Source organism: Skermanella stibiiresistens SB22, assembly GCF_000576635.1.
In the GTDB taxonomy this organism is placed as follows: Bacteria; Pseudomonadota; Alphaproteobacteria; order Azospirillales; family Azospirillaceae; genus Skermanella; species Skermanella stibiiresistens.
The window spans coordinates 22,886-44,019 of the sequence record NZ_AVFL01000042.1 but is presented as its reverse complement, the minus strand read 5'-3'; the positions used below and the strand labels follow the sequence as shown (position 1 = coordinate 44,019).

Annotated in this window: 18 protein-coding genes; 9 read left to right on the top strand and 9 right to left on the bottom strand. The window is 67.3% G+C overall.

Features of this window, described 5'->3' with window-relative positions; translation table 11 throughout:
* Positions 1-101 precede the first annotated feature (101 nt).
* From N825_RS31750 to N825_RS31740, 3 genes are all read left to right on the top strand, one after another.
* Positions 102-1,925 carry a DNA translocase FtsK gene (locus tag N825_RS31750; RefSeq protein WP_425423763.1) on the top strand — a complete coding sequence of 608 codons (1,824 nt, stop codon included), beginning with the start codon at positions 102-104 and terminating at the stop codon, positions 1,923-1,925.
* Positions 1,926-2,044: 119 nt separating this feature from the next.
* Complete coding sequence (locus N825_RS31745; RefSeq protein WP_051513771.1) at positions 2,045-2,692, top strand: LolA family protein; 648 nt, start codon at positions 2,045-2,047, stop codon at positions 2,690-2,692.
* Positions 2,693-2,905: 213 nt separating this feature from the next.
* On the top strand, positions 2,906-3,181 hold the full coding sequence (locus N825_RS31740) for a hypothetical protein (protein WP_037460568.1): 276 nt from the start codon (positions 2,906-2,908) through the stop codon (positions 3,179-3,181).
* Positions 3,182-3,310: 129 nt separating this feature from the next.
* On the opposite strand, the gene N825_RS31735 is transcribed toward N825_RS31740, so the two are convergent.
* Complete coding sequence (locus tag N825_RS31735) at positions 3,311-5,236, bottom strand: ATP-binding response regulator (protein ID WP_084165245.1); 1,926 nt, start codon at positions 5,234-5,236, stop codon at positions 3,311-3,313.
* A 488-nt stretch (positions 5,237-5,724) separates the two neighbouring features.
* On the opposite strand from N825_RS31735, the gene N825_RS31730 reads away from it, so the two are divergent.
* The 3 genes from N825_RS31730 (at position 5,725) to N825_RS31720 (ending at position 8,842) form a co-directional block, all read left to right on the top strand.
* Positions 5,725-6,282: an MmcB family DNA repair protein gene (locus N825_RS31730; protein ID WP_281174390.1), complete on the top strand. Its 558-nt coding sequence runs from the start codon at positions 5,725-5,727 to the stop codon at positions 6,280-6,282.
* Positions 6,283-6,395: 113 nt separating this feature from the next.
* Positions 6,396-7,334 (top strand): glycosyltransferase family 9 protein, encoded by a 939-nt coding sequence (locus tag N825_RS31725; protein ID WP_198038991.1) that lies wholly within the window; start codon positions 6,396-6,398, stop codon positions 7,332-7,334.
* Positions 7,335-7,633: 299 nt separating this feature from the next.
* Positions 7,634-8,842, top strand: coding sequence for an EAL domain-containing protein (locus N825_RS31720; protein ID WP_245613294.1), 1,209 nt, complete (start codon positions 7,634-7,636; stop codon positions 8,840-8,842).
* Here the strand turns inward: N825_RS31720 and N825_RS31715 are convergent.
* The 6 genes from N825_RS31715 to N825_RS31695 all read right to left on the bottom strand — a co-directional run bounded on the left by N825_RS31715 (position 8,811) and on the right by N825_RS31695 (position 14,152).
* Positions 8,811-9,518 carry an ATP-dependent Clp protease proteolytic subunit gene (locus tag N825_RS31715; protein ID WP_084165244.1) on the bottom strand — a complete coding sequence of 236 codons (708 nt, stop codon included), beginning with the start codon at positions 9,516-9,518 and terminating at the stop codon, positions 8,811-8,813. The genes N825_RS31720 and N825_RS31715 overlap by 32 nt on opposite strands.
* Positions 9,519-9,655: 137 nt before the next feature.
* A complete protein-coding gene (msrB, locus tag N825_RS31710) occupies positions 9,656-10,117 on the bottom strand; it encodes a peptide-methionine (R)-S-oxide reductase MsrB (protein ID WP_051513765.1) in 462 nt (153 codons plus the stop codon).
* Positions 10,118-10,269: 152 nt separating this feature from the next.
* Positions 10,270-10,464 (bottom strand): hypothetical protein, encoded by a 195-nt coding sequence (locus N825_RS39340; protein WP_157619667.1) that lies wholly within the window; start codon positions 10,462-10,464, stop codon positions 10,270-10,272.
* A gap of 115 nt (positions 10,465-10,579) precedes the next feature.
* The gene (locus tag N825_RS31705) at positions 10,580-11,236 is read right to left on the bottom strand and encodes a hypothetical protein (RefSeq protein ID WP_037460559.1); all 657 of its coding nucleotides are present in this window, start codon (positions 11,234-11,236) and stop codon (positions 10,580-10,582) included.
* A 170-nt stretch (positions 11,237-11,406) separates the two neighbouring features.
* Complete coding sequence (locus tag N825_RS31700) at positions 11,407-12,576, bottom strand: glycosyltransferase family 4 protein (protein ID WP_211098432.1); 1,170 nt, start codon at positions 12,574-12,576, stop codon at positions 11,407-11,409.
* A gap of 310 nt (positions 12,577-12,886) precedes the next feature.
* Entirely contained in the window at positions 12,887-14,152 is a 1,266-nt protein-coding gene (locus N825_RS31695) for a glycosyltransferase (protein ID WP_051513763.1), read from the bottom strand.
* 341 nt (positions 14,153-14,493) lie between these two features.
* Here N825_RS31695 and N825_RS31690 point away from each other — a divergent pair, with 341 nt between their 5' ends.
* On the top strand, positions 14,494-15,564 hold the full coding sequence (locus tag N825_RS31690; protein WP_063833971.1) for a potassium channel family protein: 1,071 nt from the start codon (positions 14,494-14,496) through the stop codon (positions 15,562-15,564).
* Positions 15,565-15,567: 3 nt separating this feature from the next.
* Here N825_RS31690 and N825_RS31685 read toward each other — a convergent pair whose 3' ends face one another.
* Positions 15,568-17,799 carry a helicase-related protein gene (locus N825_RS31685; RefSeq protein WP_245613293.1) on the bottom strand — a complete coding sequence of 744 codons (2,232 nt, stop codon included), beginning with the start codon at positions 17,797-17,799 and terminating at the stop codon, positions 15,568-15,570.
* Positions 17,800-17,966: 167 nt separating this feature from the next.
* Here N825_RS31685 and N825_RS31680 point away from each other — a divergent pair, with 167 nt between their 5' ends.
* Both N825_RS31680 and N825_RS31675 read left to right on the top strand, forming a co-directional pair.
* Positions 17,967-18,980 carry a hypothetical protein gene (locus N825_RS31680; protein WP_037460555.1) on the top strand — a complete coding sequence of 338 codons (1,014 nt, stop codon included), beginning with the start codon at positions 17,967-17,969 and terminating at the stop codon, positions 18,978-18,980.
* 373 nt (positions 18,981-19,353) lie between these two features.
* Positions 19,354-20,778, top strand: a complete 1,425-nt coding sequence (locus N825_RS31675; protein WP_051513757.1) for an FAD/NAD(P)-binding protein — start codon at positions 19,354-19,356, stop codon at positions 20,776-20,778.
* On the opposite strand, the gene N825_RS31670 is transcribed toward N825_RS31675, so the two are convergent.
* Entirely contained in the window at positions 20,761-21,099 is a 339-nt protein-coding gene (locus tag N825_RS31670; protein ID WP_037460593.1) for an HNH endonuclease, read from the bottom strand. The genes N825_RS31675 and N825_RS31670 overlap by 18 nt on opposite strands.
* Positions 21,100-21,134: the final 35 nt, after the last annotated feature.

Here is a 21,134-nt window from a genome sequence, read left to right as displayed (position 1 = left end):
CGGGGCGCGGCGCCCGCGAGGCTGGCGACATGGCCGGGCAGGCGGCCCGCGGCGCTTCCGACCTGTGGCGCGGCGCACCCAGCCTGGGCGGCCTTGGCATCATGGCCAAATTCCGGGGCAATCCGGAGAACGGCGACGCCGTCGAGGACATCGACGCACCGCCCCGTCCACCAAGACCAAGGCAGGTCCGGGCCGACCGCAAGCAGCCGCGCTTCGGCGACCAGGAGAGCGAGGCCGTGGCGGAGGCCGGTGACGAGGCTCCCGAATTCGTCAAGGCGCCTACGCCCAAGGCGGTGCCCAAGGAGGTGTCGGTGATCAAGCCAACCTCCGGCCCCCAGGCGAAGCCGGCGGCGCCCGCCGCCGCGCGCGAGGCGATGCTGGAGCTGCTTCCGGAGACCGACTACGAGTTGCCGCCGCTCGATCTGCTGCAGGAGCCGGATCCGTCGATCAAGCCCACTACGCTGGACGACGACGCGCTGCGCCGGAACGCCGTGATGCTGGAAGGCGTGCTGGCCGATTTCGGCGTCCGGGGCGAGATCCAGAAGGTCCATCCCGGTCCGGTCGTGACCCTGTACGAGCTGGAGCCCGCTCCCGGCACCAAGTCGTCCCGCGTCATCGGTCTGGCCGACGACATCGCACGGTCCATGAGCGCCGTGTCGGTCCGCGTCGCGGTGGTGCCCGGCCGCAACGTGATCGGCATCGAGCTGCCCAACGCCCGGCGCGAGATGGTGCTGCTGCGCGAACTGCTGGCGGCGGAGAGCTACGAGCGGTCGGCCGCCAAGCTGGCGCTGGTGCTGGGCAAGGACATCGGCGGCGCCCCGGTGATCGCCGACCTCGCCCGCTTCCCGCACCTGCTGGTCGCCGGCACCACCGGATCGGGCAAGTCGGTCGCGATCAACACCATGATCCTATCGCTGCTCTATCGCCTGCCGCCGGACAAGTGCCGCTTCATCATGATCGATCCCAAGATGCTGGAGCTGTCGATCTACGAGGGCATTCCCCATCTGCTGACCCCCGTGGTGACCGATCCGAAGAAGGCGGTGGTGGCGCTCAAGTGGACCGTCCGCGAGATGGAGAACCGCTACCGCGCCATGTCGAAGCTCGGTGTCCGCAACATCGAGGGCTACAACGCCCGCCTGCGCGAGGCCAGGAACGCCAACGAGGTGCTGACCCGGCGGGTGCAGACCGGCTTCGACCCCGACACCGGCAAGCCGATCTTCGAGGACCAGCCGATCGACCTGACCGAACTGCCCTACATCGTGGTGGTGGTCGACGAGATGGCCGACCTGATGCTGGTGGCGGGCAAGGACATCGAGGCGGCGATCCAGCGGCTGGCGCAGATGGCGCGCGCCGCCGGCATCCACCTGATCATGGCGACCCAGCGGCCGTCGGTCGACGTCATCACCGGCACCATCAAGGCCAACTTCCCGACCCGCATCAGCTTCCAGGTCACCAGCAAGATCGACAGCCGCACCATCCTGGGCGAACAGGGCGCCGAACAGCTGCTGGGCCAGGGCGACATGCTCTACATGGCCGGCGGCGGCCGCATCACCCGCGTCCACGGCCCGTTCGTCCAGGACGACGAGGTCGAGCATGTCGTCAGCTTCCTGCGGAGCCAGGGCGAGCCGAACTACATGGAGTCGATCACCGAGGACGAGGAGGAGCTTTCCGGCGCCGGCGGCCTGGGCGACGAGGAGGGCGGCGGTGGCCGGCCCGGCTCGGGCGACGAGCTGTACGACAAGGCGGTGGCGCTGGTGCTGCGGGAGCGCAAATGCTCGACCAGCTTCGTCCAGCGCCATCTCCAGATCGGCTACAACAAGGCCGCCCGCCTGGTCGAGCGCATGGAACTGGAGGGCGTCGTCAGCCAAGCCAACCATGTCGGCAAGCGCGAGGTGCTGGGCCGCTCCGACGAGATGGAGGAGTGAGGCTTCCGACCCGGTGGCGGGACGGAAGCGTTTCCGGGGAGATTTGGCCGCGGGGACGCGTCGCGAAAAAGCGGTGCCGCGCCCTTTTTCGGTCACGGCGGATGAGCATATTGGGGAACATGAAAATCTCGCTACGCTCCCTGGCCCTCGCCGCCGGTATCGCGCTCGCTCCGCTGGCCGCTCCCACCCTCGTCCACGCCGCGCCCGCCGCCGCGGCCCTGACCCAAGCGCAGAAGTCCGACATCGCCCGGATCGAGCAGTATCTGGCAGGTGTCAAGACGCTGAAATCGGAATTCATCCAGGCCGGCGGCGACGGTTCGCTGGTCAAGGGCACCATTTGGCTGTCCCGGCCCAACAAGATGCGGCTGGAATACGATCCGCCGATCAAGGACTTCATCGTGGCCGACGGCTGGTTCGTCTTCTACTGGGACGGCGAGCTGAGGCAGCAGAGCAGTGCTCCGATCGGTTCGACCATGGCCGACATCATCCTGCGCGACACCATCAGGTTTGGTGGCGACATCACGGTCACCGGCTTCGAACGGGCGGCCAACGTCATCGAGATCTCGGTGGTCCAGACCAGCGAGCCTGGGGCTGGCACCCTGACCCTGGTGTTCGAGGACGCTCCGCTGCGCCTCCGCAAGTGGCGGGTGAACGATCCGCAGGGGCTGACCACCGAGGTGGCGCTGCTCAACCCGCAGGTCGGTGGCCAACTCGACCGCGACCTCTTCATCTTCCGCGAACCGGCGGATGGCCAGCGCCGGGACTGATATCCACCTTTGTTTGACTGTGTCCGACTAACTGGACTGGCGGGGGCGGCCGCGTCCCGGCCAATCCGCCATGGCGGCCCAAAAGCCCGCGCGGCGCTTGGATATTCGGGTTAATCCGAAAGTGGCATGGCCGTTGCAGTTCCCGATCGGTGAAGGGATGACGCCGGCGGATCGGCCGGCGCCCCGAAAACATCGGATATCAGGAGAGTCTTCATGGCGATGAGTGGATTTCCGGGCAGTTCGTCGATCGGCATCGAGCAAAGCGGCAAGAGCGGCGGCGAGGCCCTCGGCAGCTCGACCAGCGCGTCGGGAGCCTTCGGCGGCGCCGCCACGACCGGCGGCGGCGGCAACCCGGGTCTGGGTGGCGGCTTCGCGACGGGCGGTGGCGCCAGCGGTGGCGCCGCCACGTCGGACTCGTCGGCCTTCGGCGCGCTGGGTGGCGACATCAGCGACAACACGTCGATCGGATCGGTGACGATCAATTCCTGAATGACGCCGCCCGGCTCCAGAAGGGAGCCGGGCTGGTGGGGCGGGGCACGGTCACACGCGTGGCCGTGCCCTTCTTCGGTCTCCCCCCGAGGGTCCCCCACGAGGCTGGGGCGATGAGATCCGCGAGGATCAGGCCACGCCGTCGCGGAGCCGCTCGCGGCCCAGCAAGTTCGCCACCGCCGCCCGCAGCGCCAGCGCCGAAACGGGCTTGTGCAGCAGGGAATAACCGCTCAGGCGGGCTTCCTTCAGACAGCGCGGATCGGTGTCGCCGGTGATGATCAGCCCGGGAAGATCGGTGTCGAGCATCTTGGCGATCTGGCGGATCGCGACGATGCCGCTGGCCGGACCCGACAACCTGAAATCGGCGATCACCAAGTCGAGCGGTCCGGTGTCGGAAGCCACCTCCTTCACCGCCTCGTCATAGCCCGACGCGGCCGTGACATCGCATCCCCACTGGTCCAGCAGCAATTCCAGCGCCTGGAGCACGATCACGTCGTCCTCGATCACCAGGACACGCGGGCGGCTGGTGTCGTTCGGACGCGCCGGGAGCCGCACCGGATCGGGGCGAAGTTCAGACTCCCCCTCCATCGGGACGGTGATGGCGAAGACCGAGCCCTTGCCTTCCCGCGACCGCACGCTCATGGAGTGGTCGAGCAGCCGGGACAGCCGGTCCACGATGGAGAGCCCCAGGCCGAAGCCCGCCTGATCGGACGTGCTGGGCGTGTTGCCCCGATAGAATTCCTCGAAGATGATGTCGAGCTGGTCGGCCGGGATGCCGGGACCGGTGTCCCAGACCTCGATCCGCAGCCGATCGCCCTGCCGCCGGCATCCCACCAGGATGCGGCCGGAACTGGTGTAGCGCACGGCGTTGGACAATAGGTTGCGCAGGATGCGCTCCAGCAGGTCGCGGTCGCTCCGGATCACGGCGGAGCAGGGGGCGACGTGGAGGGTCAGGCCCTTCTGCCGCGCCGGTCCGGCGAACTCCAGCGCCATGCGGGTCAGCAGCCCATTGACCGAGTGGCCGACCGGTTCGACCCGCAGCGTGCCGGCGTCGATCCGGGCGATGTCGAGATGGGCGTCGACCAGGTTCTTGATGGTGGCGAGGGCCGTGTTCATGGCGCGCAGGATGTCGCGGCTGGTCGGGTCCTTGAGCCTGTTCTCCAGGGCGCCGACGAACAGCGACAGCGCCGCCAGGGGCTGGCGCAGGTCGTGGTTGGCGACCGCGAAGAACCGGCTGCGTGCCCGGTTGGCGCGCTCGGCCTCGATCCGCGCCTCCAGCAGGCTGTCCTCCAGCCGGCAATGATTGGTGATGTCCTGTGCCGCCGTCATGCACAGCGAGCGGCCGTCCATCGTGAACCACTCCGACGTGACCAGCACGTCGATCACGCCGCCATCCGCCTTCCGGTGGCGCCACTGTCCCGTTTCGCCATGGTCGCCGCGCTCGGTCAGGCTTTCCAGCAGGCGGGGCACGTCCTCGGAAGGCCGGATGTCGGAGATCCGCATGTCCAGGAAACGGTCCCGGGAGTACCCGTAGCGGGCCAGCGCCGCGTCGTTGACGGCCACGAAGGCCAAGGTCCCGCGATCGAAGATCCACAAGGGCAGCGGGTTGCGGAGGAACGCGAAGGAACTCGTGATCCGGGCCAGCGCGTCCTGCCCGGTCGCGTGGCCGGCGCCGGACGTGAACGGCAGGGACGCCGCCGCCTGGGCGCTGACGGTGGGGGCGAGATTGGGGCCGAGGTTGGGAAAGGGTGCCGCCACCACGGGCATCGGCTCGCACAGGCAGACGAGACCGCCGTCGGCCATCGGATGACGGATGAAGCTGACGCCGCAGGATCGGCGCGCCTCCATCTCCAACTGGCCGAACGGCTGTTCCAGCGCCAGCAGCGGGCCGGCGTTGCTCAGCAGCGTGGAGGCGGCGCCGTTCCACGACGCGATCAGGCCGCGCCCGTCGACCGCGACGATGCCCGGGCCGCGCACCGGATCGGCGCGGGGTTCCGGGTCAAGGAGGGGCCAAAGGCCCGATGTGTCTAAGGCGGTTCGGTTCTGGTCTGGCATGGTCAACCTGTAAGGGACAGGAAGAGCGTATTCATTTTCAATCGAAACGAAAAGCGGTGGAACGAGGAAACGGCGACATTTTCGCGGTACGCGCGCGCGTCAAGTAAAAGGCCTGCGTTAGCCACATCGGATCTTGGGAATCGGATTCGTCGTCACGATGCGCGAGGTGGCGGCATTCGCCAGTATTACCGGAAAAGGAACGAAGGGAGAGCCATGACTCACCCATGGGGTAACGCCGGGATGGCTCGGTCGATACGCTGGCCCAGGATAGACCGGCCGGGGCGCACCGACCCGCCGCCCTGGCCATGGCGCATGGAAAAGGATTGGCGTGTTCCATCGGAGACCTGTCCGGCGAAGGTGACGCGAGAAATTGGGTGGCGACCACACAACTTAAGTCGAGATCGGGAAGGGGCGCCAGTGGCGAATTGACACTTGGCCAAAGGGCATAAGTTGTTCATGATCCGTACCAGTTGGACGGAGAACATTTGGTGACGGGCGGTTGGATGCGGACGGTCGACGGGGATGACGAGGACGGCGGGCCAGATTTGGACGGGCGGGATTTGGGCGGGCCGATTTTGGAGGAGGCCGCCCGGACGGGCGTCGCCGGCGTGGCGGCGATGCTGACGCGGGGCGTGCGGCGGGCGCTGGCGGAGCGTGGCTTCAACAGCCTCACGGAGTTCCGGCTGGCCTCGGGACGCCGGGCCGACGTGGTCGCGGTCAACGAGGCCGGCGAGGTCGTCATCGTCGAGGTCAAGAGTTCGGTCGCGGATTTCCGGGCCGACCAGAAATGGCCCGAGTACCAGGCGTTCTGCGACACCTTCTACTTCGCGGTCGGCGCCGATTTCCCGGCCGACCTGATCCCGCCGGAGTGCGGCCTGATGGTGGCCGACGGTTTCGGGGCGGTGGTGACGCGCGAGGCACCCCTGGTCAAGCTGAACGCCGCGCGCCGCCGCGCCGTGGTGCTGCGGCTGGCCCTGACGGCGAGCGGTCGGCTGCACAGGCAGGAGGATCCCATGCTGTCGATGGCCGTCGACATGAGGGGATGAGCCAGCCGGAACCCACTTCAAGCCTGGAGCCGCCGGAAGGCGGGCGCTATGGTGCGCCCGTTCGACCGGGACGGATGCCGCCGCTTCCGGTCCGAACGAGGGGACGCGCGGGAGTGACGGTGGCCGAAGAGATCCTGATCATCAAGCTGGGCGCGCTGGGGGATCTCTTCCAGGCCGAAGGCGCCATCCACGACATCCGGCTGCGCCATCCCGACGCCAGGATCACCCTGCTGACAGGACCGGCGTACCGGAGGCTGATGGAGCGCTGCCCCTGGATCGACCGGATCGAGACAGATCCGCGGGCGCCGCGCTGGCGTCTGGACAAGATGCTCGACCTGCGGCACCGGCTGCGCTCGGTGCCGTTCGCCATGGTCTACGATCTCCAGAACGTGGCGCGCACCGCCTTCTATCGCCGCTGGTTCCTGCCCCGAACGCCCTGGTCCGGGACGGCACCCGGGTGCAGCCACCCGCACCGCGCGCCGAACCCCAAGCGGATCCCCAGCCTGGAACGCCTGGCCGGCCAATTGGCCGACGCCGATGTGCCCGTGGTCCACACGCCAGCGCCCGATCTTGGCTGGGTGGCGGAGGACGTCTCGGGCATCCTCGCAGACGCCGATGTGGTGGCGCCCTATGTCGTGCTGCTGCCGGGATCCTCGGCGCGCCTGCCCCAAAAGCGCTGGCCCGGCTACGCCGCCCTGGCGGAGCGCCTGATCGCCCGCGGCGTCGAGGTCGTCACGGTTCCCGGGCCGGAGGAACTGGATCTGTGCCGGACGATCCCCGGCAAGACGCTGACCGCCGGCCGCTGGCTGAACTTCACCCAATTGGCCGGCGTGCTGGCCGGGGCGCGGCTGGTGATCGGCAACGACAGCGGCCCGACGCATCTGGCCGCCCATCTCGGCCGTCCGACGGTGGCCCTGTTCGGCAGCCACATGGCGGCGCGCCTGACCGGCATCGACCGTCCCTGGGTCACCTGCGTCGAGGTCCCCGATCTGGCCGGGCTCACGGTCGACCGGGTCGAGCGGATCGTGGCCGATCATCTCGATGGGGAGTGAGCGCGGTGGGATTTCGAATCCCACCGTGACGGAAACCGACTGATATTCCCCGATCGCGTGCTATGGTGCTAACTCTAATGGCCTAGGGCGTTGGGGAGACCCGGCGGCTTTCGGAGCGAGCCACGGCTGGGAGGCGTTTTGTTGAAACGGTGCCTGTTCGGTTCCATCCCCATAGGGACGCGATCCCGAATCCAGCCGCTGACGGCGCTTGGGCTTGGGACATGATGAACCGCGCCAAGGTGGAAAATCCCGCCCGGGATCCCAGCCGGCCGAAGGTCGGCGAAAGGCCTGCCCCATCCGTGAGGCCTCCCGATGACGACGCGAGGCTGCTGTCCCTGCTGCATTCGGCCAAGCGCGAGCTGAACGGATTGCGCCTCGTCCACCTGCACTTGTCCTTATTGAAGGACAAGAACGCCAACGACATATCGGCGATCCGGCGCACGGTTCAGGAGATTTCGGAGAATTCCGCGTTTCTCCAGATGTTCAACCTGTCGAACGACGACATGATCATCCTCTACAAGGGGATCAAGTTCTCGTCGATCACGGATATCTGCCAAAGCATCGAACGGCTGATGTTGTCCCGCACCAAGATGACCGGGCTCAACCCCTATCGCGAGGACAGCCTTTACTCGATCATGGAGCTGTCGCTCAACTTCGTCAACGTGATGCGATTCATCGAGAGCCTGGACACCACCGGCGGACCGGATGGCGTCAAGGCCAGGACGAAGCCGGCGATCACGCTGGAGGAATTGGCCAAGATCGAGCGCCAGATGCCTGTGTTCGATCTCTCCCCCTTCATGTTGAACCAGCCGGTCATGGATATCCGGCCAACGGCGCAGAACCAGCGCGAGTATTTCGAGCTGTACATAGCGGTCAAGAACGTCGAGGACCGGCTGAGCCCCGATTTCGACATCACGGCCAACCGATGGCTGTTCAATTATTTCACGTCCAATCTCGACAATTCGATCCTCAAGACGCTGAACTATGGCATCGATTTCATCCGGGGACACAAGATTGGATTGAACCTCAACCTGACCACCGTGATGTCATCGGCGTTCGTGAAGTTCGATGAGCGCCTGACGGATGAGTTGCGGAGGAAAGTGGTCTTGGAGATCAACAAGGCCGATCTGGTCGAGAACGAGACCCTTTACAAGGAAGTTGTCGAGTTCGCCCGAAGCAGGGGCTATTCCATCTGCATCGACGGCCTCAATCCCTTCTGGGTCACGCATATGGACCTGGAATACATGGATTGCGACTACGCCAAGCTGTTTTGGTCGCCCGGCATGCTGGACATGCCGCGGGACGAATACGACAGCCTGGAGACGAGGATCAACAATCAGGCCAAATGCCGGTTCATCATGGCGCGGTGCGGTTCGGTCGCCGGCTTGATGTTCGCCCACCGGGTCGGCATCCATCTGGTCCAGGGCCGCATCATCGACAACATCATCCGCAAGGGCGTCTCGGTATCGGACGCCGTCACGGTGGCGCGGGTGATGGACGACGATTGACCGTATCCGCTTCGGCCACCGCGATCGGCGGCCCAAGGGCGACCGGGCGCTCGATCCCGGTGACGAAGCCGTCACCACGTTCCGCCAGCTGGGCGCCGCTGAGCGCCAGTCCCCGCCGCGAGTTCAAGGCGTCCACTCCGGGTTCGGCCAGATGGCGGGCGAAGTCGGGCGCCACCGCCGCGTAGGTGTTGGCGATGCCGCGGCGGGTCACCGCCTCGATCAGGTCGACGATCGGGCCGGGTAGGGGCACGCGCCCGACATATCGTGGCGCGTGGAACTGGAACCGGGCGCGTGGTCCCGCCACCCTGTCGTCACCCGCCGCGAAGATCAGGGTACAGGCCGACATGCACCGCGATTCGTCGGCGACGCTGGTGACCACCCCCCAGCCCCCCGACCTCAGCCGCTCGTGGATCTGGAGCGCCGCCGAGACGTCGCCGCCCGGACTGTCGAGTCGGATCGTGACGGCGGGACCGTCGAAGGCCTCCAGTTCTCCCAGCACCCGATCGGCGGTCGCCTGCGTGATCATGCCGGAGACCAGGATGTCGCGCGGATGCTTCGCCGCGGGAGGTGCCACCGCCGTTCCGCTGGTCACGGCACCGCCGGCGCAGCCGGTCAGCGCCATGAGGACGAGGCCCAGGAGCGGAATATGGGAGGGGTGGGATAGCCGGAGGCGCATGAAACGAACCCAAGCCGGAGGTCCCGCGGCGGGGACATGAGGCTTGGATTAGTATCATATGTTGTATTTAATTATGGTTAATCTCGTCATATCCAGGGTGTCACGCCTGACACCCTGGAACCATCACTTTGGGCCAGTCACTCTGGCTTGAAGTCCATGGCGGCGCCATTCATGCAGTACCGGAGCCCGGTCGGCTTCGGTCCGTCGTCGAACACGTGACCCAGATGGCCACCGCAATTGGAGCAATGAACCTCCGTGCGGGTCATGAAGAACGACCGGTCCTCGGTGGTTTCGATGGCGCCATCGAGCGGCTTGTAGAAGCTGGGCCAACCTGTGCCGCTCTCGAACTTGGTCTCGGAGGGGAACAGGTCCTGGGCGCAGGCCGCGCAGATGAAGGTGCCGGAACGCTTCTCGGCGTTGAGCGGGCTGGTGCCGGCACGCTCGGTGCCATGCTCGCGCAACACGTGATACTGCTCCGCCGTCAACTGCTGGCGCCACTCGGCGTCCGTTTTCTGGACGGGAAACTGGCTGGCCGACGCCTCTTTGACGCCGCCGCCGGTGATCGATTTGAACAGTCCGCCCGCGCCAAGGATCGCCATGGTGCCTCCAATCAGATTTCTTCGGTTCAACAAGGGATCGCTCCAAGGCCGTTGATCGGCCCGAGAGGAGGATATGGTGCGAGATGGCCGCGTTGAAAAGCCGTGGTCCCCGGGATCGGGTTCAGATCGGGAATCCGCGTGACAAACCCGTGTCAGGCGCGCCCTTTGAACCAGCGCCACGCCAGCGACCCGACGAGGACCACGAGGCCCGCCGTCACGGCGGCGAACAGCACGATCATCAGCAAGCTGCCCAGCAGGGCGCTCAACGTGTCCCAAAAGCCGAACATGGCGATCAGGATGACGAGCACCAGAAAAACGATCAGGGTCGTGGAGTGGCTTTTTTTCAAGGAACGCCTTCTTGTCAGACGGAGCGCGCCGCACCCCGGTCATCCTGAAACCGCTTGGAAACCCCTATGTTCCCGGAAGGCCCATTCAGGCCGTCATGTTCCCCGATAGGCCCGTTCAAGCCTTCATGTTGACGTGGCCGCCGGGCGGTGCCGAGGGCCGCGCCTTGTCACCCGCCGCCGCCGCGGCTTGGGCGCTCTGCTTGGCTTGCTGCTGGATCTTGTCGACGGCGGCGCCGGTCTGCTGGGTCAGCGCCTCTGTCTTCGGGATCGCCTTCATGGAATTCTTGGTCTGCTCGACCGCCTGACGGTAGTTCTGGCTGATCACCGCCGCCTGGCTGGCGAGCGCCTCGGTCTTGACCAGCGGCTTCTTGGCGTCGTTGCCTTGCTGGACCGCTTGCTTGTAGCCCTGCGAGATCGCCCCGGCCTGCTGGGTCAGCGCGTCGGTCTTGGGGATGGGCTTGGCGGCCTGCTTACCCTCCTCGATCGACTGGCGGTAAGCCTGGCTGATGGCGCTGGCCTGGCTGACCAGCGACTGTGTCTTGGGGATGGGCTTGGCCGCCTGCTTGCCTTCCTCGATCGCCTGGCGGAAACCCTGGCTGATCACGGCGGCTTGGCTGCTGAGGTCCTGCGTCTTGGGAACCGGCTTGGTGGAGTTGTTTGTCTGGTCGATCAGCGCCTGCGACTTCTGGACGCTCCGCTTCATCTCCTGGACAAGCGCCGCCACCTTCGGCCCGGGCCGCATCAGGGAGGTATCGACAGCGGAGACAGCCATGACGAAGTGACCTTAACACCTCTCGGCGCCCGGATGGGCGTCGCCAGATCCGTAAAATACAATCAATCGATAAGATACGGAGGAAACCAGTCGGAGTCCAATGGCAAATCGGCATCTATCCTTCGGTGGAAGCGTTTGGCGGAGATTTCGGCCGGCGACGAACCGTCGATTCATCGATGGTGTGGCTTGACCATCTCACGATAGAGCGCCACCGTCCGGTCGACGCAGGTTGTCCAGCTGAAGCCACCAGCCCGTTCGATCCCGGCGTCGATTCGGGATCGGCGGAGCGCCCCGTCGGTCAGGATCCGCTCCAACCCCTCGGTGATGGCGCCGTCGTCATGGGGATCGACCAGCAGTCCCGCGTCGCCGACCACCTCCAGGATGCTGCCGGTGGCCGACGCCAGCACGGGGGTGCCACTCGCCATCGCCTCCAGCGGCGGCAGCCCGAAGCCCTCGTAGAAGGAGGGAAAGGCGAAGGCGGCGGCGCCGGCGTAGAGGAGCGGCAGGTCGGCTTCGGGAATGTAGCCCAGGCGAAGGATGCTTCCCTCGCGCGCCAGTTCGTTGATCGACTGCTCGACCTTGCTCTCCCGCCAGCCGGCCGCCCCGCACAGTACGAGCGGATACTCCTTCCTGAGGCTGGCCGGCAGCCGCATGAACGCTCGAAGCAGCCCATGGAGGTTCTTGCGCGGCTCGATCGTGGCGACCGACAGGACATAGCGGCCATGGCGAAGCCCGTGACGCTCCATCACGATCCGGGTCTCGTCCTCGTCCTGGGGCCTGAAGCTGCCGTCGACCCCCAGAGGTATCGTGATCACGGTGGCGGGGTCGAAGGAGAAGGTCTCGATCACCTCGCGGCGGACAAAATCGCTGAGCGTGATGATCCGGTCGGCCCGTCGCAGCGATTTTTCCAGGTTGCGATCCAGGTAGCGGACGCGCTCGGCCGGGTGATGCTCCGGAAAATGCAGGAACGACAGGTCGTGACAGTTGACGACGCAGGGGCCGTCATAGGGCTTCAGGATGTAGTTGGGCTCGTGATAGACGGCGCCGGTGAACTTGCGGGCGCTCCGCTTGAACACCGCGTTCCGCGCGACGCAGCGCAGGTCGTAGGCGTAGGGAACGGAACGCAGGAACGGCCTGACCCTGTTGCCGCCCGCGCTCACCCCGGAGGCGTTGATCACCCGCCGCGCGTCCACCCAATTGAAGTGCGAGAAGCAATGCACCTCGGCGCCGTGGCCCCGGGCCAGCAGGCCGGCCAGGATCTCGGAGGTGTAGCGGCCTATGCCCGTGACCGGGGGGACGATCGACTCGACGTTGAGGATGACCTTCATGGCGTGGGGCATGGCATCTGGCATGCCATCTGGCGTGGCGCGGGGCGCGGCATCGGAGTCACCGCTCCGTCGCGGGTGATCGGCGCGGCGGCACGCATGGCTTGATGCTCAAGTCTGGACGCACAGGGTTGGATGCTCGGATACAACAGGTCACCAGCGATCTGGGTTGAGCGGACTGGGTCTGGCGTCAACGCGCGGACCTTGCCAGCCTCCCAAACCCAGCGTCAAGTTGATAGTGATGGCAGCGTCGCCAGCCAAGCACGCTGGATGTTCCCGGCGATGAGTCGCGAGGCGGGTTTCGTCGCGGGTTTTTTCCCGCCAGTCATCGCGGTTCGCCATGCCGCCGGCCCTCCAGGGCCCTGCGGTACGTGTCGAACGTGTGGTCCAGGAACCCCTTCAGGCCGAACAGGTCCTCCGCCCTCTCGCGCCCGCGCCGTCCCATCGCCGCCGCCGCGTCGGGATGGTCCAGCAGGTGACCCAGCGCGTGGGACAGTTCCGGAGCCGAACCGGGAGTGACCGTCAACGCCTCGATGCCGTCGCGGGCGACCCACGGTACCCCCGTGGACAGGCGCGTGTTGACGATGGACTTGCCGCAGGCCATCGCCTCGGCCTGGGCGATGCCGAAGGTCTCGCTGTCCTCCACCGACGGCAAGGTGAAGACATCGCAGGCGTGGAGCAGGCATTGCAGTTCCGGCCGCTCCAGGTATCCCACCAGGGTCACCCGGTCGGTCAGACCGGCCTCGGCGATCCGCTGGCGCAACGCGCCCTCCAACGGACCGGTCCCGACGATGATCAGGTCCCCATCGACCGCGCGCATCGCGTCGATCAGCACGCCGAAGCCCTTGTACGGCACGAGCCTGCCGGTGGCGACGATCAGACGGGGATGGAGCGCCTTGATCTCCTTGATCCGGCGTCTCTGGCCCTCCGTCAGCCGGGTCCAGGCATCGATGTCGATCCCGTAGGGGATAACGGCGCATTTGCCGGCGAAGGGCTTCAGGAAAGGCGACCGCTCGATCATGGCGGGGGTCGAGACGATGATCCGGTCGGCGCGCCGCAGCGTGCGCCGGATGAACGGCCCGACCAGCGGCAACAGCCGCTTCTGCGCCACGATCTCCGAATGCCAATGGACGATCAGCGCGGTCTTTTTGGGGAACCACAGACTGACCGCCAGATCGACCAGGGGAAAGGGGGCGTGATGGTCGATCACGTCGACCCGGCGGGCGGTCAGCCAGAACGCCAGCGGATAGCCGGGGGAGATCGGCATCGACCAGACGCTGCGCAAAGCCGATGTCCGGTGGACCTCGATGCCCTCGGCGATGTCCGACCCTCCGGACCCCTGGACGCGGGATACCAGGACCTCGGCGCGGCAGCGCTTGGCCAATCCCTGGGCCAGCAGGCGCATGACCTCCGGTATCCCGCCATTGACCTCGGGGATGAAGACCTTGAAGGCGTGGGCGACCTTGAGCGGTGCCACGTCGCGCGGGGTTTCTCGCGACTCCCGCTCCGCCGCCCCGTCCTTGGCCGAGGGTGCGTCAAGGATCCCGGGTGGGATGATCTTGGAATGAAGGTCCAGGTCCGCGTCAGCCATGTCGATATCGTCGCCCAGTTCCCGATGAGGCCCATGCGGTAGCCGGCCCCTGCAAATGATCTGAGCGGATGATCTGAAACGCTGGACCATGTCACGGCCGAATGGCGGCATTTTAGGAAACGCCGGGCGTGACGTCAACGAATCGGGTAATCCTTTTGCGCGGGGCCGCCGTGTGCCGCCTCTGGAGCGTTTTCGCTATCCTCGCTCCCACGCGGGGGAGGCCCCCCGCGACCGCTCCACTGGAAATGACGCCATGGACTTCGTGACGCCCACCGACCCCACAGCCGTCCTCTCCGCCGATCGGGCTTGGCGAGCGCGATGACGCGTCGCGAGCCATGAGGATGCGGCTTCCAAAGCGGGGAAGGAAACGGCCGCCCGCGGCCCACAAGCTGATCCTGCACGTGAATTCCGGCATGTCGCCGGAGCGGACGCTGGTGGTGCGGGCGGCTCTGATCGCCATCCTGATCGGAACGGTCATCGCCGTCTTCTGGTTCGACCGGGATGGGCTGAAGGACCAGATCGACGGGCATATCAGCTTCACCGACATCCTCTATTTCGCGACCGTCACCGTCACGACGGTCGGCTATGGCGACATCGTGCCGGTGACCGACACGGCGCGCATGATCGACGCCTTCGCGGTCACGCCGATCCGGATCTTCATCTGGTTCATCTTCCTCGGCACCGCCTACGAGTTCGTCATCCAGAAGATCGTGGAGGATTTCCGCATGAACCGGCTTCAGGAAAGCCTGCGCGGCCATGTCGTGCTGTGCGGGTTCGGCCACAGCGCCCAGATCGCCGCCCAGGAGATGATCGCCAAGGGCCATCCGGGTGAAAAGGTGGTCGCCATCGACCTGCTGGAGGACCGCGTCCGGGCGGCGGCCGAGGGCGGTTTCGTCGGCTTGCTTGGCGACGCCACCAGCGAGGAGCTGCTGGGCAAGGCCTGCGTCGGCAACGCCAAGGCGGTGATCGTCAACACCCGGCGCGACGACACCAACATCCTGGTGATCCTGACCGTGCGCCACCTGTCGCCCAAGACCAAGATCGTCGCCAGCATCCGGGACGACGAGAACATCAAGCTGGCGCGGCTGAGCGGCGCCGATCTGGTGGTGACGCCGACCCGGATCGGCGGCTATCTATTGGCTGACGCGGTCGAGACGCGGCACGCGACACCGTTCCTGTGCGACCTGATGTCGACCGGCGGCCAGATGGTGATGGACGAGCGGGTGGCGGAGCCGGACGACATCGGCAAGACCATGGCCGATATCAAGGGCGGCGTGGTCGTGCATGTCCACGCCATCGGTCCGGACGGTGACCGGGAAGTGCCCTTCGCCGAGCGTGACAGCTACGTCATCCGCCCCGGCGACCGCCTGCTGATGATCCTGCCGGCCCCGCCGAAGGTCCGGCCCACGTGAGTCCTAGGAGGTCTTGGCCGCTGCCTTCCGGCGCGGGGGTTTGCCGCCGGTTCGCGCCGGGCCTTTGGTTCCCGGTCCCTTGCCTGGCCCCTGGGCGCCGCGCTGGGGATGGTGATAGCGGTGCCGCTGGCCTTGGACGGGGCGGCCGGCGGCGCGGTCAGCCGCTTGGCCGGCGTGGCAGGCGTCGCAGATGCGGAAGCGGTGGGTCGCCTTCAGGGTGGTTCCGCAGACGGGGCAGGCGCGCGGCAGGCTGCGGGCGGCCAACGTCCGCTCGATGAAGGCGTTCAACTCCTGCCGCCGCTCCAGGCACAGGTCCATCTCGGGATAGGCGTCGGGGAAGCGGTAGGCCAGCCACGCATAGGAGGTCAGGTCCTTGACCGCCTTCTCCGACGCCTCCAGCTCGACATCGGTGCCGGTGTCGTGGGTGTATTTCCCGGACACGCCAGGGCTGGGGTTGGGCTCGCCGCGCCCCTGGTTGACCGCCCATTGGCGCAGCAGGCGCAGCTGGTTCTGGTCGCGCACGTCGATCGGGCAGCGCGACAGCAAGTCGCGGGTCTCCAGCGGCAGCTTGGCGTGATCGACCGCCAGAGCCGCCTGGATGCGGCCCTCCAGGTCGGTCATGCGGAAGGTCTGGTGGGCGCGCAGCAGTTCCTGGCCCGCCGTGCGCAGCACCTTGGCGAGGCTGTCGGTCGCCAGTTCCTGGGCAATGGCCTTGACGTGGGAGGTCGCGGGCGAGATCCAGGGACGCGGATCCTCGGGATCGACCGGCTTGGAGGTCAGCGCCCGGCGCACCGGGCTGATGTTCTCGCCCTCCAGCACGGCGACCCGGCCCTCCTCGTGCATGCCGTAGCGGCCGGCCCGGCCGCCGATCTGGCGGACCTCCGGCGGCAGCAGGTCGCGCTCCTCGCGGCCATCGTATTTCCGGGTGGTCGACAGCACGATGCGGGCGATCGGCAGGTTCAGGCCCATGCCGATCGCGTCGGTCGCGACCAGCACGTCGGCCTGGCCCTCGCGGAACCGGCGGGCCTCGGCCCGGCGCACCTCCGGCGACAGGGCGCCATAGATCACGGCGACCGAATGGCCGCGTTGCAGCAATTGGGCGCGCAGGCCCAGCACCTCGCGGCGGGAGAACGCCACCAGGGCGTCGGCGCGCTTGATGTCGTCCAGCGTGACGCCGCCCTCCTGGACGCGGAGCGGCGACTTGCGGGTGAACTCGACGATCTCCAGCTCCTCCCCCGTCGCGGCGGCGAGGCGCTGGATATAGGGGATGGCGTCGGCGGACCCGGTCATGATGATCTCGGACGCCGCCATGCCGGCGACCGCCGCCGTCCAGGCCCAGCCGCGGTCATGGTCACCGATCATCTGGATCTCGTCGATCACGACGGTGTCCATCACGCGGCTGGTGTTGGCCATCTCGATGGTGGACGAGACGAAGTCGGCGCCGGGGCGCACGTCGCGCTCCTCGCCGGTGATCAGGCTGCACGCCCGGCCGCGCGTCTCGATCGCCTCCTGTCCCTCCAGCGCCAGCAGGCGGAGCGGGGCGAGGTAGGCGCCCTTGCCGCCCTCGACCAGCCGGTCCATGGCGGCGTGGGTCTTGCCGGAATTGGTCGGGCCGACGAACAGCCGGAGCTTCCGCAGCATGGCGCGGGCGGCGGCGAAGCTGTCGAGATAGACGCCCAGCCCCGATGCCGTCTCCAGCGAGGCGCGGCGGACGCGGACACCCAGCCTACCCGCCGTCTGGGCGAAGGATTCCTCCAACGCGTCGAGCAGCGTCTCCAGCCGAGGGGTCCGGCCGCCGAAGCCCAGCACGCGGACCAGATCGTCGGAAAACGCCTGCGGCTTCCAGGTCCCGCCGAACGCCTTGGCCCGCTCGGCGACCGAGGCGACCCATTCGTCGATGCGGGCCTGGGCATCGGCGACATGGCCGGACTCCTTGACCGCCGACTTGACCCGCCTGGCCAGCGCCTTGATCTCGTTGCGGCCGACGCCTTCCGGCGTCTCCAGCAGGGCCACCAGCTCGCGCTCGACATCCTCGACCGGTCCGACCGTCGCGCGGAAACGGGATTTGAGCCGCCGCTTGGCATCGGCGCCGGGAATGACGAAGTCGTGGGTTCCGGCGATCGACCAACGCGCCGGGACGACATCCACATCCGCCTCGATGCCGTCACCCCGCACGACGGCGACCATCGCGCGCAACGCGTCACGCCGTTCCAAGCTGTCGGTTATTTCCGCCATATCGCGACCATCATTCCCTATCATGCACTCCTCGTATGGTATGTGGCCTCGGCGTTATCAACCAGCGTGATGTGCGAATCGGAAGACACTGTCCTGTTTTTTCCCACTATCCGCGCCGGTGGGCCGTGCTGCTAGGATGACCATGTCTTCAAGCTGGGGAAATCGCGATGGCTTTGGCGGTCGGACTGATCAGGCGGATCGGCGTCGGGCTGTTTGGCGGGGCGGTCGTGGTGGCGGTCGTCTCCGGCGCCGTGTTCGTTGCCAATCCGGATGAACACCGCGAGCCGACCGACGCGGAGATCAGGGAAGGCCTTATCTCGCTGGCGCGCGAGACGACTCCCCGCGTGGAGCTGGAGCGGCGGATCGCCGAGAGTCTCGCGGGCGACGATCCGGAGGGGGCCGCCGACTACTTCCAATTGGCCGACCTGACTGGCGTGGAGATCGACCCGGACCTCAAGCACCGGTTCGCCGAGGAGACGGCGTTCCTGCCGGGATTGATGCGCTCGGCCGGTGCGGGGACCCGCGGCTTCGTCACGGGCGACGGGGAGGGGACGGCGGGGACCGTCGGGGCCGTACTGTCCGACCTGACCGTGATCGGTGACCTGCGCGACGCGACCGCCCAGACCGGACACTATCTAAGGGGCGAGGAGGTCGACGAGGTCATGCTGGCGCTGTCCGCCGCCGGGATCGGCCTGACCGCCGCGACGCTCGCCACCGCGGGTGTGGCCTTGCCGGTCAAGCTGGGGGTCTCGGTCGCGAAGGTGGCGCGCCGCACCGGCAAGATGTCCAAGGAGTTCGCCCACTCCATCGTCGAATTGGCGCGGCTGGGGAACACCGCCAAGCTGCGGGACGCCATGCGGTCGGTGGGGGCCATCGGCGGCGCGACCTCGCCGCGCGGAGCCCTGACGGTGATCCGAAGCCTGGACCATGTCGATGAGCTGCCCAAGGCCGAGCGTATCGCGGCGGTGATGGGCAAACCCACGGCCGGCCTGTTCAAGGTGGCCGGCCGCCGGGTTCTCACCGCAGTCTCGAAGGTCGCCGTCCGGTCGGTGGCGGCGGTCTGGGCCCTGGTGGCCTTGATCGCCTCGGCGGTGATCGGGTTGGTCGGGCTCGTCTTGTCCGCCGTCACGACCCTCAAGGTGTTCAAGGGTTTGTTTCGGCTGGGAAATGCCGCCGTCTAGGTGGCCTCCAAGCCATCAGCCGCCAAGCCTCAGCCAGCCATCCTCATGGCGATCATGAAGGCGGCGGACAGGGCGCCGACGCCGAAGAGGAAGATCGCGGTACGGCGGACCGTCTCAGTCACGGAATTCATGCTCTGATCCCTCCCCCAATATTGTCGTGGACGCTTTCGCGCGTCCATCCAAGGTCGCTCAACAGCGCCTGGAGCGGATCGTCACGGATATTTCCTACTACGTCAATAGACATCATGAGCTTGCCGGGCGGGACAAAATCAGGGCACCATGACGCCGATATCCCAAGACCCGCCAACCCTCGGCGCCAGTCATGACGAGGAAGTGGCGGACATCCTGGCATCATGACGCGGGAACAGAGCCCATGGAAGCATCGACGGCATCCGGTCCACGCGAACGCCGCATCGGCATCATCGGGGCCGGGTTCACCGGCACCCTCTTGGCGGTCCACCTGATGCGGCTGGCGAAGACCCCGACCCACCTGTTCCTGATGGAGCGGCGCGGCGACTATGGCCGGGGTGTGGCCTATTCGACCGGTAACGACGCGCATCTGCTGAACGTCCGGGCGTTCAACATGAGCGCCTATCCGGACGATCCGAAGCACTTCATCCGCTGGCTGTGGGCGCGCGACGATCCGTCCATCCCCGCCAAGGCGATCCCGCCCAGCGGCCACGCCTTCGTCTCGCGCGGGCTCTATGGCGGCTACATCCACGAGCAGTTCGGCGAGGCGGTGCGCGAGGCCGCCGACCACGTCACCTGCTCGACCCTGGGCGATGACGTCGTGGACCTGAAGCGGACCGACGGCGGCGGGTTCACGCTGCGACTCGCCTGTGGCAGCGCGATCGAGGTCGACGCGGTGGCCCTGTGCATCGGCAATTTCCCACCGGCCCCGGCGTCTGGCGTCGGCGCCGAGGCGGCGGCCAGCCCGTTCCACATCTCCGACCCCTGGGACGCCGCCGCCGTGGCGGCGATCCCACCGGACGCCCCCGTGCTGATCATGGGCACGGGGCTGACCACCGCCGACCTGATCATCTCGCTCAACCACAATGGCCATCGCGGCCCGATCACCGCCCTGTCCCGACGCGGGTTGCATCCGACGGTCCACCAGGAGGCGCGCTCGTATCCCAGTTACATCGACGACGCCGCCAATTCCGAGGTCCCGCTCCGAATCACCGCCCTGACGCGGCGCATCCGCGACGAGGTCCGGCGTGGCACGGCGGATGGCTACGACTGGCGCAGCATCCTGGACGCCTTGCGGCCGCACCTGCGCCGGATCTGGAGCCGGCTGCCGCGCGACGAGCGCCGCCGCTTCCTGCGTCACGTCCGCCCCTGGTGGGACGTCCACCGCCATCGGATGGCGCCACAGGTCGCCGGCATCCTGGAGCGGGAGCGCGACAGCGGGCGGCTGACGGTGCTGGCCGGCCGGCTGCGTTCCCTGACGCCGGAAACCGACGGTTTGGCGGCTGTCGTGACGCCGCGCGGAGGATCGGCGGAAATCCCGCTGCCGGCCGGCTGGGTGATCAACTGCTCGGGGCCGGCCTGCGACTACGCCCGCATCAGCCATCCCCTGGTCCGCAGTCTGCTCGACGGCGGGTTGGCGCGGCCCGACCCGCTGGGCTTGGGCCTCGACGTGACGCCCGACGCCGTGGTGATCGGCGCCGACGGCGTCCCGACCGACGGTTTGTTCGCGCTGGGCCCGGTGACCCGCGGCACCTTCTGGGAAATCACCGCCGTCCCGGAACTCCGCGCGGCATGCGCCGAGACGGCGCGGTCACTGGCTGGGGCGTAGCGCCGCCACCGCGCGGGCGACGACGATCCATTCCTCGCCGTCCTCGGCGTCCCTGAGCGCCAGGATGGGGGGCCAGACGGGTAGGCGGGCGTGGCGCCGGATCTCGATCAGGCGTTCGATCTCGTCGGGGGTGGGCAGGCGGTCGCCTTTGTCGATGTTGCAGCGGCGGTGGGCCAGCACGGTGTTGGCGATGTCGTCGATGCCGCCGTAGCACTGGGGGATGAAGTGGTCGACCGTGGCTTTCGCCCCGACCACCTCGCCGCAATAGAAGCACCGGCCCCGCTGGCTGATCGCCAGCAGGTTCGGGTCGCCGATCCGCAATCCGCCTTTTCCGCTTCCGTCCGCCTGTCTCATGC